15 protein-coding genes are annotated in these 16149 nt (G+C 43.2%); all 15 read right to left on the reverse strand.

Translation table 11 applies throughout. The features are described 5' to 3' along the window. Positions 1–7: 7 nt before the first annotated feature. The 15 genes from nth to mutL all read right to left on the reverse strand — a co-directional run bounded on the left by nth (position 8) and on the right by mutL (position 16141). On the reverse strand, positions 8–649 hold the full coding sequence (nth, locus tag ACIZ62_RS11125) for an endonuclease III (protein WP_111886583.1): 642 nt from the start codon (positions 647–649) through the stop codon (positions 8–10). Beyond that, a complete protein-coding gene (locus tag ACIZ62_RS11130; RefSeq protein WP_242988560.1) occupies positions 646–1002 on the reverse strand; it encodes a cupin domain-containing protein in 357 nt (118 codons plus the stop codon). The genes nth and ACIZ62_RS11130 overlap by 4 nt, the downstream gene beginning before the upstream one ends. A gap of 9 nt (positions 1003–1011) precedes the next feature. Beyond that, a complete protein-coding gene (locus ACIZ62_RS11135; protein ID WP_111886581.1) occupies positions 1012–3216 on the reverse strand; it encodes a transglycosylase domain-containing protein in 2205 nt (734 codons plus the stop codon). Beyond that, positions 3213–4178 (reverse strand): RluA family pseudouridine synthase, encoded by a 966-nt coding sequence (locus ACIZ62_RS11140; protein ID WP_414151855.1) that lies wholly within the window; start codon positions 4176–4178, stop codon positions 3213–3215. Before ACIZ62_RS11140 ends, ACIZ62_RS11135 begins: the two co-directional genes overlap by 4 nt. A 433-nt stretch (positions 4179–4611) precedes the next feature. After that, on the reverse strand, positions 4612–5613 hold the full coding sequence (locus ACIZ62_RS11145) for a 4Fe-4S binding protein (protein ID WP_111886579.1): 1002 nt from the start codon (positions 5611–5613) through the stop codon (positions 4612–4614). A 12-nt stretch (positions 5614–5625) separates the two neighbouring features. Further along, a complete protein-coding gene (gene rsxA, locus ACIZ62_RS11150) occupies positions 5626–6204 on the reverse strand; it encodes an electron transport complex subunit RsxA (protein WP_111886578.1) in 579 nt (192 codons plus the stop codon). Positions 6205–6216: 12 nt separating this feature from the next. Then, positions 6217–6807: an RnfABCDGE type electron transport complex subunit E gene (locus ACIZ62_RS11155; RefSeq protein ID WP_111886577.1), complete on the reverse strand. Its 591-nt coding sequence runs from the start codon at positions 6805–6807 to the stop codon at positions 6217–6219. Positions 6808–6821: 14 nt separating this feature from the next. Next, positions 6822–7445, reverse strand: a complete 624-nt coding sequence (locus ACIZ62_RS11160) for an RnfABCDGE type electron transport complex subunit G (RefSeq protein ID WP_111886576.1) — start codon at positions 7443–7445, stop codon at positions 6822–6824. Continuing rightward, complete coding sequence (locus ACIZ62_RS11165; protein ID WP_414150168.1) at positions 7445–8401, reverse strand: RnfABCDGE type electron transport complex subunit D; 957 nt, start codon at positions 8399–8401, stop codon at positions 7445–7447. Before ACIZ62_RS11165 ends, ACIZ62_RS11160 begins: the two co-directional genes overlap by 1 nt. An 11-nt stretch (positions 8402–8412) precedes the next feature. Beyond that, positions 8413–9744 (reverse strand): electron transport complex subunit RsxC, encoded by a 1332-nt coding sequence (gene rsxC, locus ACIZ62_RS11170; RefSeq protein ID WP_322518976.1) that lies wholly within the window; start codon positions 9742–9744, stop codon positions 8413–8415. A 325-nt stretch (positions 9745–10069) separates the two neighbouring features. Next, positions 10070–11506, reverse strand: a complete 1437-nt coding sequence (locus ACIZ62_RS11175; RefSeq protein ID WP_111886573.1) for an aminopeptidase — start codon at positions 11504–11506, stop codon at positions 10070–10072. Between the two features lie 28 nt (positions 11507–11534). Then, on the reverse strand, positions 11535–11708 hold the full coding sequence (locus ACIZ62_RS11180; RefSeq protein WP_084633607.1) for a DUF896 domain-containing protein: 174 nt from the start codon (positions 11706–11708) through the stop codon (positions 11535–11537). Between the two features lie 30 nt (positions 11709–11738). After that, complete coding sequence (locus tag ACIZ62_RS11185) at positions 11739–13061, reverse strand: aminotransferase class I/II-fold pyridoxal phosphate-dependent enzyme (protein ID WP_414150169.1); 1323 nt, start codon at positions 13059–13061, stop codon at positions 11739–11741. Continuing rightward, positions 13048–14013, reverse strand: coding sequence for a tRNA (adenosine(37)-N6)-dimethylallyltransferase MiaA (gene miaA, locus ACIZ62_RS11190; protein ID WP_111886571.1), 966 nt, complete (start codon positions 14011–14013; stop codon positions 13048–13050). The genes ACIZ62_RS11185 and miaA overlap by 14 nt, the downstream gene beginning before the upstream one ends. A 1-nt stretch (position 14014) precedes the next feature. After that, a complete protein-coding gene (gene mutL / locus ACIZ62_RS11195) occupies positions 14015–16141 on the reverse strand; it encodes a DNA mismatch repair endonuclease MutL (protein WP_414150170.1) in 2127 nt (708 codons plus the stop codon). Positions 16142–16149: the final 8 nt, after the last annotated feature.

The following is a 16149-nucleotide window of genomic DNA, read 5'->3' on the forward strand; positions in this document are numbered from 1 at the left end:
TCACATCCTACGCTTCTTTATTATTTCCCCTGCCAAAATTACAGAGGCTTCGCAGCATACAACCACTGCAATTGGGATTCCTTGCCGTACAACATTTTCTACCATGCCAGATCAACCAATGATGGGCCTGAGACCATTTATCTTTGGGGATGTTTTTCATCAATTCTTTTTCAACTTCCAGCACATTTTTCCCTTGGGCTAAGCCAATTCGTCGGGAAACCCGAAAGACATGGGTATCCACTGCAATCGCGGGAATATTAAAGGCATTGCTCATTACCACATTGGCGGTTTTGCGACCAACGCCTGGAAGCGTAAGTAGTTGCTCCATTTGATCAGGCACCGTGCCATTATATTCTATTAGTAGACGGTGGCAGGTCAAGATGATGTTTTTCGCCTTTGTTCTTGCTAAACCGCAGGTCTTAATTTTTGTGAGCAGGGCTTCCTCTCCCAAAAGTAGAATCGCTTCAGGTGTCTTGTAGTTTTCAAACAAATCTTTAGTGACAATGTTCACGCGAACATCCGTACATTGTGCCGAAAGGATGGTCGCAATCAGCAATTCAAAGGGAGACTTAAAATCTAAGCCACACTGTTCCTGGCCGTATCGGCTTTCCAGTGTGGCTAAGATTTGTTCGATCTTCTTTTTTGTCATGCGTTTTCATTAAGTATCAGTGCCATAAACACAAGATCTTCATCACCGGTATTGATAACACTATGGCTGCTTTGATCAGGAGTCACCATCACGTCTCCGGGCCCAATTTCAGCCTCCTTGCCATTGTCGATAACGATGCCTTTTCCCTGTAAAAAATAGAATACTTCCCGCTCATTGATGTGCTGATGCTCCCCAATGGAATCTCCAGGTTTCACCGTAATCTGGGCAAAGAGGCGACAATTCTTACCCAGAATTTCATTATTGGTGATATGAGTAATTTCAATATCACCCTTGCCACCCCGCATGTTTTGTTTAATTTCCAGTCTTTTTGATTTGCTTTGTTCAATCATCATCTTCCTCCGTTAGGTAGTAGGCGTTGTTGGTTCGGTTGGTTCGGTTGGCTCCGTTGGTTCCGTTGGCTCTGTTGGATCGGTTGGATCAGTTGGATCAGTTGGTTCTGTCGGTTCGGTTGGCTCCGGCGGTTCGGTTGGCTCCGGCGGTTTGACAGGCTCAGTCGGTGTTGTCGGCTCAGTCGGTGTTGTCGGTTTCGTCGTCGGCGTTTCCGTTTCAGTCTTCTTTTCCTCTTCTGTTGTCTTTTTGGTCGTGCCTGCGTCAATGGTAGAGGCTCCCGATGTTTCGCCTTCGTTCGACGTTCGCTCCATTTCTGTGATCGTCAGCAGATCCTGATTGATGACAGAGCTCATGTAATTCCCATAAATACCTGCCGCGATATAGCTGCCACCCGATAAAATATAATTTTCAGGACTACCAATCCAGACTGTCGTGGTCAAATTACCCGTAATACCGGTAAACCATAAATCTTTATTATCGTGGGTTGTACCCGTTTTCCCGGCTGTTGTATAAATCTGAGATGCGGCAGTACCGGTACCATAACTGACAACCCCCTCCAGTATGCCCATCATATTAGTTGCCGTGGTATCGGTCATGACTTTTCTGGTGGTCGTACTGGATGCATTTTTTGTATAAAGAACCTCACCGTTGATCTGTTCCAGTTTTGTAACAAAGTACGGTTGATTGTAAACCCCGGCATTGTTAAAAACATTAAAGGCCGCCGCCATTTCCACCGGTTTAATCCCATAGGTCATCCCACCAAGGGCAGTTGCTAAATTATAATCAGTATCTTCGAAGGTTGATATTCCCATCGTCTGCATAAATGCGACGGCCGCTTCAACTCCAACCTTATCGTACACTTTAACCGCCGGAATATTATAAGAATTTATTAACGCAGTTCGTACCGTCACGGTTCCATGATAACCACCATCGTAATTTCTCGGAGCATAGCCACCAAAATCGGTATAGGCATCGAGAATTGTCGTTGACGGCGTAATCAATCCCTTATCCATAGCCGCTGCATAATAGAGCGGTTTGATGTTTGATCCCGGCTGTCTTGGCGTGTTGGCCATATCAATTTGTGTATTCCCACCATAATAACTTCTTACCGCACCATCTAAGTCGATTGATACCACTGACCCTGTTTCCTCTTCCATGCCATAGTCTGCCAATCCGGTATTAAGACTGTCAATTGCATCATTCTGCATGGAGGTGTTAATCGTTGTGTAAATACGATACCCGCCGCTGGCGATGTTCTCTTTTATATAATCAATAGCCTGATCTTCTGTAAGACCACGCTCCTGCATAACGGATGAAGCTTTCATCCGAGCATATTCATCCAGAGCCCTTCCTACATAGGCTTCGTAATTATCCACAATCTGATCGTCATTACTGATCGTTGCCGGATCTCTGATAACTAATTCCAATGCATAGGCGGCATCTGCTTCTTCCTGAGTAATGTACTTTTCTTTAACCATTCGTGCCAGAACTTCCTGCTGACGCTTTTTGGCTGCTTCAAAATTAGAATTAGGAGCATAGGCACTGGGTGCCTGAGGCAAACCTGCCAACATCGCAGCTTCAGCAAGGTTAACCTGCGAAACCGGTTTGTTAAAATAAGTTTGTGCTGCTTCCTCTATTCCATATGCGCCGGAGCCAAAATAGTATTCATTAAAGTACATCTCCAGAATCTGCTCTTTGGTATACTTTTCTTCTAACTGTAGTGCAATCGATATTTCCTTTAGCTTTCTTATCAATTTCTGATTAAAATTCTGTTCAGTTGCAATATCCGGCAAAAACAGAACTCGAGCCAACTGTTGGGTAATGGTACTGGCTCCTTCACTAATGCTACTGCTAGCAATGTTTGCAAAAAATGCTCGGCCAATCCCCAGTACATCAATCCCGAAATGATCGTAAAAACGCGAATCCTCTACGGATACCAGGGCATGTTGTAATTGTACCGGGATCTGATCGATGGTAATGTTGGTCCGGTTTTTTGTGTACAACTCGGCAATAACGGCATTATCTGCTGAATAGATCTCGGTTTTGTCCTTTGCCTGATACTGATAGTCTGAAATATCCATGCGATTTGCAGCATAGATGGAATACATGACTCCGGCTCCCAGTATTCCCAGCACCAAAAGAACAATGAGTATTTTTGCTCCAATATGTTTTTTCTTCTTACGTCTTCTTATTCCTTTTTTTTGTTTTTCACTCATTCCATCACCTTTTTCTCTTTATTCTCTCTTAAATGTTTATGAAGTTCCGTCAAGTTTTTGCTGTATTCAGCCTGAACGTACAAATTTTTTTTACTGGGAAGTGATAGTAAAAGACGATGCGCATGAAGTGCCTGATGCGGCATTTCAAAAGAGCCTGTTTGCATACACTCGCCATGATACAGAGGATCACCAATAATCGGGTTTCCCAAATGCTTCATATGAACTCTTATCTGGTGTGTCCGTCCTGTTTCCAAAACCAACTCTACCAACGATGCATCCTTAAATTCCTCCAGCACCTTATAGCGGGTTACCGATGGTTTCCCATCTTCCATAACAACCCTGTGGATACTGTTTTCATAGGGTTGACCAATGGGCGCATTAATAATACCTTCTTGATGGGGAAGTTTTCCATGCACAAAAGCATGATAAACCTTAATCACCTTACCTGAATTCGTTTCTTTTTGAACATAATGATGCACATATTTATTTTTGGCAATCGCCACAATACCCGTTGTATCTCGATCCAATCGATTGATAAAACGGATTTTTGCAGAAACACCGCGCTCACCCCAATAATAGCTGATATAATTTGCCAGGGTATCCAATTGATGCGTTTTCGTTGGGTGTGTTACACAGAAAGGCGGTTTGTTAATGACTAACAATTCCTCATCTTCGTAAACGACATTAAGGTTCCCCGATACCGGTTCACCATCAATATCTTCGCAAGGCATCTTAATCTCAATGACATCTCCTGGTTTAATTTGTTGTCCCAGAAAACACTCGCGCTGATTTAAACTGATCTTTCCAATCCGTTTAATTTCTCTGATAAGACGGCTAGAATAACTGTAACGCTTGACCAGTTCCTCTCTGACCAGCTTTTCATGATTTATTGATATTTGATATGTATAAACAAGACTGATAATCCTACCCCCGGTTCTAACTCTACTAAATTTTTTTATGATTAATTAATTTAATTCTATTTTTTCTGCTTTATTTTACAATACCCGGATTCATATGATGCTACTTTAAAACATGCATACTATTATACCCCAATTCGCCCCGAGGCGTTAGATATTTTTTTAGATTTAAGGTAATTACAGACGTTTTTCATGTTTAACAACTCAGATATGACCGACAACCAAACATAATCTGATTCACTGCTGAAATATTGATTGACCCATCAGCATTAATTTGGTAAAAATTTAAACCTGAGTCTCCTCATGTTAGCAATATTACTATTTTAACAGAACCGCAATTTATTTTATACATCTTTCCTAAAATTCTCATTAAAATTTTAATCAAATCATGAATTGTCATAAATTCTTAATAAAAACGGCTCCTCATTTTTCAATGAGGAGCCGTTTAGAACATCTTATTTATCTGGTTCTACTTTATTTATTTGGTCTTATTTGGTCTCATTTCAATCGCATTTTTCCTGCACTTATCAAAACAGATTCCACAGCCAATACACATATCATGATCAATAACGTAGGGTGGTTTTTTAATCTCCCCAGTAATTGCATTAACGGGACAATTTTTCGCACACAACCCGCAGGCAATACAATTTTCTTCAATAATATATGCAGTTTCTTTGCCATATTCCACATCACCCGTAATACAGTTCATCGGACACTTGTCGACGCACTCATAACATTGTCGACATTTATCATAGTCAATTTTCGCACAATTATTCTCGATCGTGATCGCATCAAAGCGACAGGCTTTTTTACAAGCACCACAAGCAATACATGCAGTTGTACATGATAGACGGGCAATCTTTCCTTTGTCAAGGTTATGGCATTTAATAATGACTTCCTGAGTTGCCGGCACCAGGCTCATAATGGCTTTGGGACAGGCATCCACACATTTACCACAAGAAGTACATTTGTCCGGATCAATTTTCGGCAGTCCGTCTTCTCCCATAACAATCGCATCGAAGGGGCATACCGCTTTACAAGTTCCTAATCCCAGACATCCATATCGACATCCTTTTGCACCACCAGAAGCAATCATCGCTTCTCGACAATCCATTTCGCCATAATAATCAGCGCGATTTGGTGCTGTTTCACAGGTTCCCTGACAAATGACAGTGGCAACCTTTTTAACCGCACTTCCGGCTTCCATACCCATAATTTCGGCAATGGCAGCGGTACAATCGGCTCCCCCAACCGGGCAGGCATCGATGGCTGCCGTTCCATTGACTATCCCTGATGCCAGTGCATCACAGCCAGGCAATCCACAACCACCACAGTTTGCCCCGGGAAGAGCAGCTCTTACCATTGGTACCCGCGGATCTTCATATACTTCAAATACCTTTGCCGCAATGGCAAGGCCAATTCCAAACAGTAAACCAAATACACCGAGGATACCGACAGGAACTAAAATCGCATTTAACATTTCTGTATCCTCCTAACCTAATTTCATTCCGGAAAATCCCAAAAACGCAATCGCCATTAACCCCGCAGTTAATAATGCAATCGGGAATCCTTCAAGAGATTTTGGAACTGCCGACGTTTCGAGCCGCTCACGGATGCCCGCAAAAAGCACGATGGCAAGCGTGAAACCTAAGGCCGCCCCAACGCCGTGAAAAATCGTTTCAATAAAATTATATTCAAACTGAATATTTAAAAGCGCAACCCCTAAAACTGCACAGTTTGTTGTGATTAAGGGGAGGTATACACCCAGTGCCTGATACAGCGATGGGCTGGCTTTCTTAATAATCATTTCAACCAGCTGAACCAGCGTTGCAATTACCAAAATAAAAGCAATTGTCTGCAGGTAACCAAGACCCAATGGATCAAGAATTGAATATTGAACTACATAAGTAATTGCCGAAGCCAGTGCCATAACAAAGGTTACCGCAACCCCCATTCCAACAGCAGTTTCAACTTGTTTGGACACCCCCAAAAACGGACAAATACCTAAAAATCGTGATAGTACAAAGTTGTTGACAAAAATTGCACTAATCATTATAAAAATTAAAGTCATTGATATCTCCCCCTATGCCTTTTTCGTTTTCCAGTTAATGAGACCAATCAAAAGACCTAGAGTTAAAAATGCTCCAGGAGGCAAGATCATCAATAATACCGGTTCATAAGCAGCTCCGAATAAAGAAAATCCAAAAATACTTCCTGCCCCTAGAATTTCACGAATTGATCCAAGAATTGTTAACGCCAGGGTAAAGCCTAACCCCATCCCCAATCCATCCGCAAATGAATCAGCAATTCCATTTCCAAATGCAAACGCTTCTGCTCGACCCAGGATAATACAGTTTACTACGATCAAGGGAATAAATAATCCCAACGATGCATCCAAAGATGGTAAATAAGCTTTCATTAACATTCCGACAATGGTAACAAACGACGCGATAATAACAACAAAAGCCGGGATTCTAATATTGTCTGGAATCACCTTTCTAAGTGCCGAAATTACAACGTTTGAACAAATGAGTACCGCACATGTTGCCAAACCCATACCCATACCATTAACCGCTGATGTAGTTACCGCAAGAGTAGGACACATCCCCAGCAAAAGCACGAAGATCGGATTCTCTTTTATGATACCCTTTTTTAGATTTTGTATAAAATTCATCTAATACACTCCCCCTATTCCGACAAAGTCTGGTAAACTAGAATCGATGTATTCACACCTTCAGTAACTGCCTTGGAAGTAATGGTAGATCCAGTTATTGCTTGAATTTCATTACTGCCTTCTTTAGCCGTCCCTTTTACAACGATCAACTCTTCGGTCGCCGATTTTCCAGTAAATTGATCATTCCATTCACCGGTGGCCAGTGCACCCAAACCGGGTGTTTCATTATGTTTAATGATTGTGATTCCAGTAATGACGCCATCCGTCGAGATTCCCGTTAACACTTGTACTTCTCCACCAAAACCACTGCCCGGACCGGTCTTTACTGTGTAGCCCGTAATTTCACTGCCATTTTTGCCAATATAAATTTCTAACAACTCTTCAGGTTTTGCCATGCTGATTTCTGTGGCTATTTTCTCCACATCCGCAACTGGCACTTCTTCAAAATCAGTCGCTTCCGGCAGAACTTCCTGACGCGCTTCAGTGTTTGCTTGAATGTTCATTTCCTCAATCGTACCGGCCGTCACATAATTGGTTAATGCCAGACAGCAAGCTGCTACCCCTGAAATAAGAAGTAAAATAAAACCTAATTTAAAAACAACTTTCCAATCAATCTGAATTTTTTCTTTTGTTTCCATTATGCTTTAGCCTCCTTCTTGGTTTTAGTCACACCATAGATTCGCTCTTTGGTGAAGCGTTCAATAAGAGGTGTTGCAACATTCATTAGTAGGATTGAATAAGAAACGCCTTCAGGATAACCCCCATAAATACGAATGATCATGGTAATTAACCCACACCCCAATGCATAAATAATCTGACCTTTTGGTGTAACCGGCGATGACGCATAGTCCGTCGCCATAAAGAAGGCACCCAACATCACACCACCTGATACAATATGCACAATTGGATCTTGTCCAACCAGAAGGGCAAAAATTCCCACTGTTAATAAATAAATGGTTGGAATTCTCCAGCTAATAATGCCTTTGAAAATTAGATACAATCCGCCAAGCAACAAAGCAAGGGCTGAAATCTCCCCGATACATCCATACACGCCGTTTAAACCGAAGAATAAGTCCATGGCTGAAGGCATGCTTGCCGCTTCACCAGCTTTTAATAAGGTCAATGGTGTTGCCGTCGTTACCGTATCCGATACTGGCAGATAAGCTGTTGCGGTCATATGTCCCGGCCATGAAGCCAGCAAGAAAGCTCTTGCCGCTAAAGCTGGATTAATGAAGTTTTGTCCTAAACCACCAAAACACTGTTTAACAATAGCAATGGCAAAAACAGAACCGACAACGGCAATCCACCATGGCGCATTAATCGGTAAGTTGAATGCTAAAAGCACCCCCGTGACAACCGCACTCCAGTCATTAATCGTTACTGGTTTCTTAAGCAGTTTTTGAATAACCGCTTCTGTAGTAACTGAAGAAATTATACAAATTGCTACTAATGCCAAAGCCCATATCCCAAAAACAAATCCTGCGACAGCCAATGCAGGTAACAAAGCAATAATGACATTTTGCATAATATTGGCTGTGGAATGTTTTGCGCGGATATGAGGGGATGATGACACTGTAAGATTTAATTCATTCATCAATATTCCTCCTAATTTCCTTTTCTTCGCTGCGCGATAATCTCGCGTTTAGCCACACGAATCGATGATGCCAGGGTTCTTTTTGCCGGACAGATGTAAGAACAGCTTCCGCATTCAATACAATCCATGGCGTTATTTGATTCGCATTTATCCCAATTATTCCGCTGGGAATATTCGGCGATGTAAAGAGGCTGCAGGTGAATTGGACAGACTCCCACACATTTGCCGCAGTGGATACAGTTTGATGGTGTGGAAATTTTTGCTGATTCTTTGGTTAGACATAAAATCCCTGATGTTCCCTTCATAACAGGGATCGCCGTTTCAAACTGGGTAACCCCCATCATCGGTCCGCCAGAAATTACTTTTCCCGGTTCAGCCGAGAAGCCCCCACATTGGTCAATCACCGATTGAAATGGTACCCCTACGCGAATTTCAATGGTTTGTGGGTTTTTAATGGCATCGCCAGTACAAGTCAGGTAACGTTTGTACAAAGGCATTCCTGTTGCCATTGACTCTGCTATTTGAGCTGCTGTTCCAACATTCATAACAACAACACCTGCATCTGCTGGCAACCCGCCCGACGGTACTTCTCGACCTGTGATTGCCGCAATCAGTTGCTTTTCAGCTCCCTGCGGATACTTTGTGTGTAATGAATAAACTTCCAGTCTGCTATCGTTTCCAATTGCTGTCACAAGTGCTTCAATGGCGTCGGTTTTATTATCTTCGACACCAATAAAACCTTTTTCAACACTTACCGCTTTCATGACTGCTTTTAATCCCATGACAACCTTTTCAGCTTGATTCAGCATCAAATGATGATCAGCAGTTAAATAAGGCTCACATTCGGCACCATTTAAAACAACGCAATCAACCTTTTTGTCCGGTGGAATCGCCAGTTTAACATGAGTTGGAAAGGTTGCCCCACCAAGACCAACAATCCCGGAATTCAGAATCATTTTTTTGATTGACTCCGCATCCATTTCTTCTAAAGTACCATAGGGTTTAATACTTGGATCGATGGTATCCAAACCATCTGATTCAATCACAACCGACATAATCCGATCCCCTGATGCATGTGGACGTTCCTCCACCGCAACAACTTTTCCGGATACACTGGCATGTACCGGAGCGGAAACAAAACCATTCGGCTCGCCAACTTTCTGGCCCAGAAATACCTGATCGCCTTTTTTCACAATCGGTGTACAAGGTGCCCCAATGTGCAACGACATGGGTATGATCACCATTTCCGGCTTTATGCCAAAGCCCAACGGAACTTCAGCTGTACTTTCCTTTCTATAGGGTGGGTGGATTCCCCCCTTAAAGGTTCCATGTTTTACATTCATCTTACGTCAAACACCCCTCAAATTAAATTTTTTACACAAGAGAAACTGTATACTTGTATATATAGGCAGTATCATAACATATAAATTATTTTTTTTCCATACGAATTAATAAATTTGTTTAAAATAATACTGTACCCACCGGGCCCAGAAAAAAAATGGTAATATATAGCTCTAAAAATATAATATTTAGACTATAACTACCATTTCAAAGTGACCATTCATAGGGACAAAACGATTAATGCACTAAATGGCATATGTTAATATATTAACATATGCCATTTAGAATAACCTTTTTGTCTTAAAGGGTATTATCTTGTCATTTTTTTTAAGCCAAAAAGGTTTTATACCCTTTATAGCACATATACAAATCAACCTTAGATGCTAACTCGAAGGGCGAGTGCATGCTCAGCAGTGCCGGGCCACAATCCAGTACATCCATTCCATATTCTGCCAGAATATGGGCAATCGTGCCACCGCCGCCAAGATCCACCCGGCCAAGCTCACCCATCTGCCAGATCACACCGGCAGTTTCGAGCGTTTGTCGCATCTTCCCCATAAACTCAGCATGAGCATCATTGGAACCTGATTTCCCGCGGGCACCGCCGTACTTTGACAAAACCATTCCCTTTCCAATATATGGGGCATTTCCTTTATCGTGGGTACCTGTATAATTAGGATCGACGCCGGCAGTGACGTCAGCAGAAAGCATTTCTGAACGCATTAAGCAGCGACGAATGGCTATTTCGGGCTTTTTAACCGCCATCAAATCGATTAGTTCTGCGACCGCGCCCTCAAAAAAGCGCGAATGCATGCCCGTATTACCGACGCTGCCAATTTCTTCTTTATCAGCCAGAATCACACAAAGCGTTCGCTCCGGTATCGTCTCCTGATCAAGAATCGCCCGCAGTGCTGTATAGGCGCAGATACGATCATCCTGACCATAGCCACCAATCAGGCTTTCGTCAAAACCAACGTTTCGGGCAGCTCCTGCCGGCACTACTTCTAATTCAGCTGTGGCAAAATCTTCTTCCACCATACCATATTTTGTGTAAAGATGATTGAGAATATTGAGCTTAACCCCGTCTTTTAAATCTTTTTCTGGATAGGGCTGGCTGCCGACAATAATATTAAGCCCTTCCCCGGTGATTCCCTCGGTCATTTTTTTGGTGTTTTGTTCTTGAGACAAATGAGGCAATAGATCGGTGATGCAAAAAACCGGATCTTCTGGCGCTTCCCCGATGGAAACGTTAATCGTTTCGCCATCTTTTTTTACCACTGTTCCATGCATGGCCAGGGGGATCGTCACCCAATGGTATTTTTTTATGCCGCCATAATAGTGGGTCTTGAAAAAAGCCATATCATCACTTTCATACAGAGGTGATGGTTTTAAATCAAGACGAGGTGAATCAATATGGGCACCAACAATAGCCATTCCCTCCTCAATCGACTTCCTACCGGCCACAAAGAAAATCACGGTTTTGTTTTTGTGAACCGTGTAGAGTTTATCCCCGGAACTAATTTTCCCGGCTTCCGAAAAAGAATCCAGTGGCTTGAATCCAGCTTTTTCGGCCAGATCAACACTAAGTGTTACACACTGTCGCTCGGTTTTTCCGGCGGTTAGAAAGCGGATGTAATCATCGCTGATCTCTTTTACTTTGATAAATTCTTCTGCGCTGAGGTCTTTCCAGGCCAGTTCCCATTTTTTACCCAGCTGCTCCTGAAGCAGCGTCCCAGGACTTTTTTCTTTCTCTTTATTTTTCATAACAATTTGCTCCTTTGCTTTTTTTATATTACTTATCGACGATTTCGATGTTATCCAGTTGCGCTCTTAAATTTGTTCTGACAGCCGACAGATATTCAGCCCGCAGTGTCATTTGCTCATCCGATTCGTCTTCGGTCAACCCACATTCTTTTTTCTTTCGGGCCAGTTCATTGATTCGATCAATTTTTTCTTTTGTTATCATGATTCTCCTCATTATTTCTAATCTTAATTTTTAAATTTTTACAAGTTGTTTATCGAGTAGGCGTTGGAGGCTGAGCAATACACCCAGCTTACCGTGAAAATGTGTCAGACCGCCTTGAAAATAAACATAGTAAGGTTCCCGCATCGGGGCGTCAGCCGAAAGTTCGATGGAAGAACCTTGAATAAAAGCACCGGCTGCCATAATAATGGGATCCGAATAGCCGGGCATATCCCATGGTTCAGGGGTGGCCTGGCTGTCCACCGGAGCCGCTTCCTGAATCGCCCGACAAAATGTTTTAACCGCTTCGGCGGTTTTTAAACAAACACTCTGAATGATATCACTGCGATAGTCCATCACTTCGGGGCAAACGGCAAAACCCAGCTTTTTATAGCAAGCGGCCAATAGCACCGCCGACTTAATTGCCTGGGCCACCACCGTTGGAGCCAAAAACAGACCTTGCAGCAAGGTGCGGTTTATTCCCAGGGTGGCACCGGTTTCTCTGGCTACTCCGGGGGCTGCCAGTCGGCAGGCGGCCAAATGGACCAGATCTGCTCGACCAGCGACATAACCGCCGGTCGGCGCTAATCCGCCACCGGGATTTTTGATCAGCGAACCGGCCATTAAATCGGCACCGATTAACACTGGTTCGACCCGGTCCATAAATTCGCCATAGCAATTGTCGACAAAAACAATCACATCTGTTTTTACTGCTCGAATTTTTTTAATCATCTCTGCCATCGCGTCGATGCTTAGTGCCGCCCGCCAGCTGTAACCCGTCGATCGCTGCAGATAAATCATTTTCGTATTTGGGGTAATGGCAGAAAGAATCGCCACTTCATCAAAACTGCCATCAGCCAGCAATTCGATCTGATTATAGGTGACTCCAAATTCTTTAATGGTTCCCTGCCCAACACAAGTCTCTTCCAGGCCGATCACGGAACGGATGGTATCGTAGGGCGAACCGGTAATGGCCAGTAAATGGTCGCCGGGGCGAAGGACCCCATACAAAGCTAATGCAATCGCGTGGGTTCCCGATGAAATATGCGGCCTCACCAAGGCATCTTCTGCTCCGAAAACATCGGCATAGATGGTTTCAACCACTTCCCGTCCGACATCGTCATAGCCATAGCCAGTCGAAACAGTAAAGTGTCGATCACCCAGTCCCGCCTTTTGCATCGCTTTGATGACCCGATACTGATGAAGCTCTGACAGATCATCCCGTTCTTTTAGTTGGGAGTGAACCTCATTTTCGACTTTTTTTACGAAATCGATGACTTCTGCTGAAATCTCAAATTCCTGTTCAAGATAGGTTTTAATGTCTTTTTGTATGTTCAAACAATTACTCACTTTCATTTATTGGTTCAAATTGAGGAAGAATCAGCTTTAGACACGCCTCAACCTGGGTCTCCAAGTCTTTGGCCTCACTCATTTTCAGCCACTGGATGCGCTTATCTTTGCGAAACCAGGTCATTTGACGTTTGGCGTAGTGTCGGGAATCCCGTTTTAGAATGGTTACCGCTTCTGCCAAGGTGGACACCCCTTCCAGGTAGGGTTTTAGCTCTTTATAGCCAATTGCCTTTAGTGCCGTCAAGTTCCAGTCATAGCCCCGCTCAACCAGCATCTTTGTCTCTTCAACAAGACCTTCCTCAATCATCCGATCAACCCGATGGTTAATCCGATGATAGAGCGTCTCGCGGTCCCAGTCCAACCCCAGAATAATATAATCATAAGGAACTTCCTGTTTTTTTGTCTCTTCATCAAAATGGGATTTCGGCTTGCCAGTGAGCTCATAAATTTCCAACGCCCGGATAATCCGGTTTTGATTATTGGGGTGAACACTTTCTGCCGTAACCGGATCCACCGATTTTAGCCGCTGGTATAAGGCTTCCTTCCCCAGGACTTCGGCTTCGGCCGTTAGTCGCCACCGTATTATTTCATCACTGTCCTTTTTTTGAAAATCCCAGGGCAGACTAAGACTATTAATGTATAATCCTGTCCCCCCTATTATAATAGGAAGCTTTCCTTTTGAAAGAATGGCTTCGATGGCACCCAGTGCGGCTTTCTTATATTTTGCGACACTGAATTCTTCATCCGGGGACACACAATCTACCAGATGATGGGGTACCCCCTGCATTTCTTCTAAGGTGACCTTGGCTGTACCAATGTTCATATATTTATAGATTTGCATGGAGTCCGCAGAAATAATCTCACCATTCAATTTTTTTGCAAGTGCCACCCCCAATGCGGTTTTTCCGCTGGCAGTCGGTCCTACCACGACGAGTATTTTTGGTTTTTTTGTTTCCATCTTATACCACCCGCTTGAATAATTTCATTAATTCATATTCCTTTAATCTCATAATGATAGGGCGTCCATGGGGACAGGTATAGGGATTACTGAGACGCCTCAAATCTTCAAGAAGTTTTCTAATTTCAGCCTGGGTCAAAGATTGCCCGCCTTTAATGGCAGCTTTACAAGCCATCATAATGATTTTATTTTTTACTTTTTCTGAAAAAACCGTGTTGCCCTCAGTATTTTCGCTGCTTTCAAAAAGATGTTCGTCAATCATCGCTTTTAATAAGTCCGGGCTCTGGGGTTCCCCTAATAATACCGGGACACTACGAACAAGCAAGGTATCATCTCCAAAAACATCACAGTCATAGCCCAATCTTTGATACTCAGCCAACGCATTTTCGATCAGGGTTAAATCTTTGGGACGAACTTTTAAAGGTATCGGCGTCATCAACCCCTGACTGGGAAGACCTTCATTGCGATTAAAAATTCCCATCAGTTCCTGGGTTAAGAAAGCTTCGTGGGCCGCATGTTGATCAAGAAGATAAATTTCTTTTTCACCCTCCAGAAGAATATATACATTAAACAGCTGTCCGACAATTCTCATTCTTGCCAGGTCCTGAACATCTTTTTTAAATCCTGGCACCGCCTTCTCATCATGATCAATTGTCCCGCGATTGATAACATCGCTATTAAAACTAACCGACGCTTCGGCAACACGATTAGAATTGTCGACGACTAACCTCCTTTTGTCCTTAGTCTCAAGAGGCGCTATATCAATTTCTTGCCCTTCTCCCGCGAGACTCACTTTTGTGATCAGATTTGTATCTGCATTCGGAGTCCTAAGCGAATCAAATTTGTCATCATTATGGACTTCAGGCGCTACCTTACTATTTCGTGACAAGACGGCTTCTTCTCTTTTGATTGGGATATTGGGAGGACTGAATTGACCCTGATATTCAAGTGCTTCCGTTTTTTTTACGAAATCAATGTCATCTTCTATCAAGGACGCTTTTTTAGTTGATGCCATAGTGTCAATGCTGGTCTGATCTTCCAGAAAACTTCTTTGGTGTTTCTCAACACGTTTTGTATCTATCCCGACGCGATCAGTTTCGAATTTTTTAGCTTCTTCCGTTTGATCATCAACCGTCCCCAGTTCAACGATTAGATTGGTATTTCTGAGGGTTTCCCTGATCCCCTGTTTAAAGAGCAGACAGACCAGGCTTTCATTTAGAATTTTTATTTCGGTTTTAGCCGGATGGATGTTTATGTCAAGCATTCGGCCCGGTAGCGTCATAAAAATAATACCAAGTGGGTGCTGATGTTTCATGCTATAGCCCTCATAGGCTTCATCTAATGCCTGAGCCAGTCGACTATTTTTAATATAGCGTCCATTAATAAAAAACACCTGATCATCGCGATGATTTCGCATGGTTTTGAGGTTTCCCACAAAACCCGCCAGCTTCATGGGTTTGTTTTCATAATTCAGAGCGATCAAATTAGCCGCCACATCAATCCCATAAAGCCCCGCAACCACATCGATCACCTTTCCGGTACCTGGGGTATCAAGCACAATTCGCCCGTTGCAGCTAAGCTGAAAGCGAACCCTCGGATGGGAAATAGCAATTTTTTCTAACAGATCCCGAACGATCATTTCTTCTTTTTTGTCCTTTTCCATATGTTTTCGTCGGGCCGGCGTATTGTAGAAAAGATCACTCACTGTGATTTCGGTGCCGCGATTATAGGCACAAACCCGCTGATTAATGAGTTTCCCCCCTTCAAACAAGGTTAAACTTCCAACCTCTTCATTCGTAAACCGGGTGGTAATCTGCACCTTGGCGACTGCTGACACACTGGATAATGCTTCACCTCTAAACCCCAGCGATTCAATCGATTCCAGATCGTCGATGGTTGATAACTTACTAGTGGCATGGCGTTTAAAGGCCAGCGGAATCTCATTATAGGCAATCCCGCAGCCATTGTCCTGAACTGTAATCCGGTTTTTTCCACCCGCTTCAATGATTACAGTAATCTGGTTGGCGCCAGCGTCAATGGCATTTTCCACCAATTCCTTTACTACTGACACGGGCCGGACAATCACCTCACCGGCAGCTATTTTATTAATTGTTTCATTATTTAGCATCTTAATTT

The organism is Acetobacterium carbinolicum, from assembly GCF_047456275.1.
GTDB classification, from domain to species: Bacteria; Bacillota; Clostridia; order Eubacteriales; family Eubacteriaceae; genus Acetobacterium; species Acetobacterium carbinolicum.

Excerpts from the sequence above, each read along its gene's own strand:
- nth (WP_111886583.1), bottom strand. The coding sequence starts at position 649 with ATGACAAAAAAGAAGATCGAACAAATCTTAGCCACACTGGAAAGCCGA.
- ACIZ62_RS11130 (WP_242988560.1), bottom strand. The coding sequence starts at position 1,002 with ATGATGATTGAACAAAGCAAATCAAAAAGACTGGAAATTAAACAAAAC.
- ACIZ62_RS11135 (WP_111886581.1), bottom strand. The coding sequence starts at position 3,216 with ATGAGTGAAAAACAAAAAAAAGGAATAAGAAGACGTAAGAAGAAAAAA.
- ACIZ62_RS11145 (WP_111886579.1), bottom strand. The coding sequence starts at position 5,613 with ATGTTAAATGCGATTTTAGTTCCTGTCGGTATCCTCGGTGTATTTGGT.
- rsxA (WP_111886578.1), bottom strand. The coding sequence starts at position 6,204 with ATGACTTTAATTTTTATAATGATTAGTGCAATTTTTGTCAACAACTTT.
- ACIZ62_RS11155 (WP_111886577.1), bottom strand. The coding sequence starts at position 6,807 with ATGAATTTTATACAAAATCTAAAAAAGGGTATCATAAAAGAGAATCCG.
- ACIZ62_RS11160 (WP_111886576.1), bottom strand. The coding sequence starts at position 7,445 with ATGGAAACAAAAGAAAAAATTCAGATTGATTGGAAAGTTGTTTTTAAA.
- ACIZ62_RS11165 (WP_414150168.1), bottom strand. The coding sequence starts at position 8,401 with ATGAATGAATTAAATCTTACAGTGTCATCATCCCCTCATATCCGCGCA.
- rsxC (WP_322518976.1), bottom strand. The coding sequence starts at position 9,744 with ATGAATGTAAAACATGGAACCTTTAAGGGGGGAATCCACCCACCCTAT.
- ACIZ62_RS11175 (WP_111886573.1), bottom strand. The coding sequence starts at position 11,506 with ATGAAAAATAAAGAGAAAGAAAAAAGTCCTGGGACGCTGCTTCAGGAG.
- ACIZ62_RS11180 (WP_084633607.1), bottom strand. The coding sequence starts at position 11,708 with ATGATAACAAAAGAAAAAATTGATCGAATCAATGAACTGGCCCGAAAG.
- ACIZ62_RS11185 (WP_414150169.1), bottom strand. The coding sequence starts at position 13,061 with ATGAAAGTGAGTAATTGTTTGAACATACAAAAAGACATTAAAACCTAT.
- miaA (WP_111886571.1), bottom strand. The coding sequence starts at position 14,013 with ATGGAAACAAAAAAACCAAAAATACTCGTCGTGGTAGGACCGACTGCC.
- mutL (WP_414150170.1), bottom strand. The coding sequence starts at position 16,141 with ATGCTAAATAATGAAACAATTAATAAAATAGCTGCCGGTGAGGTGATT.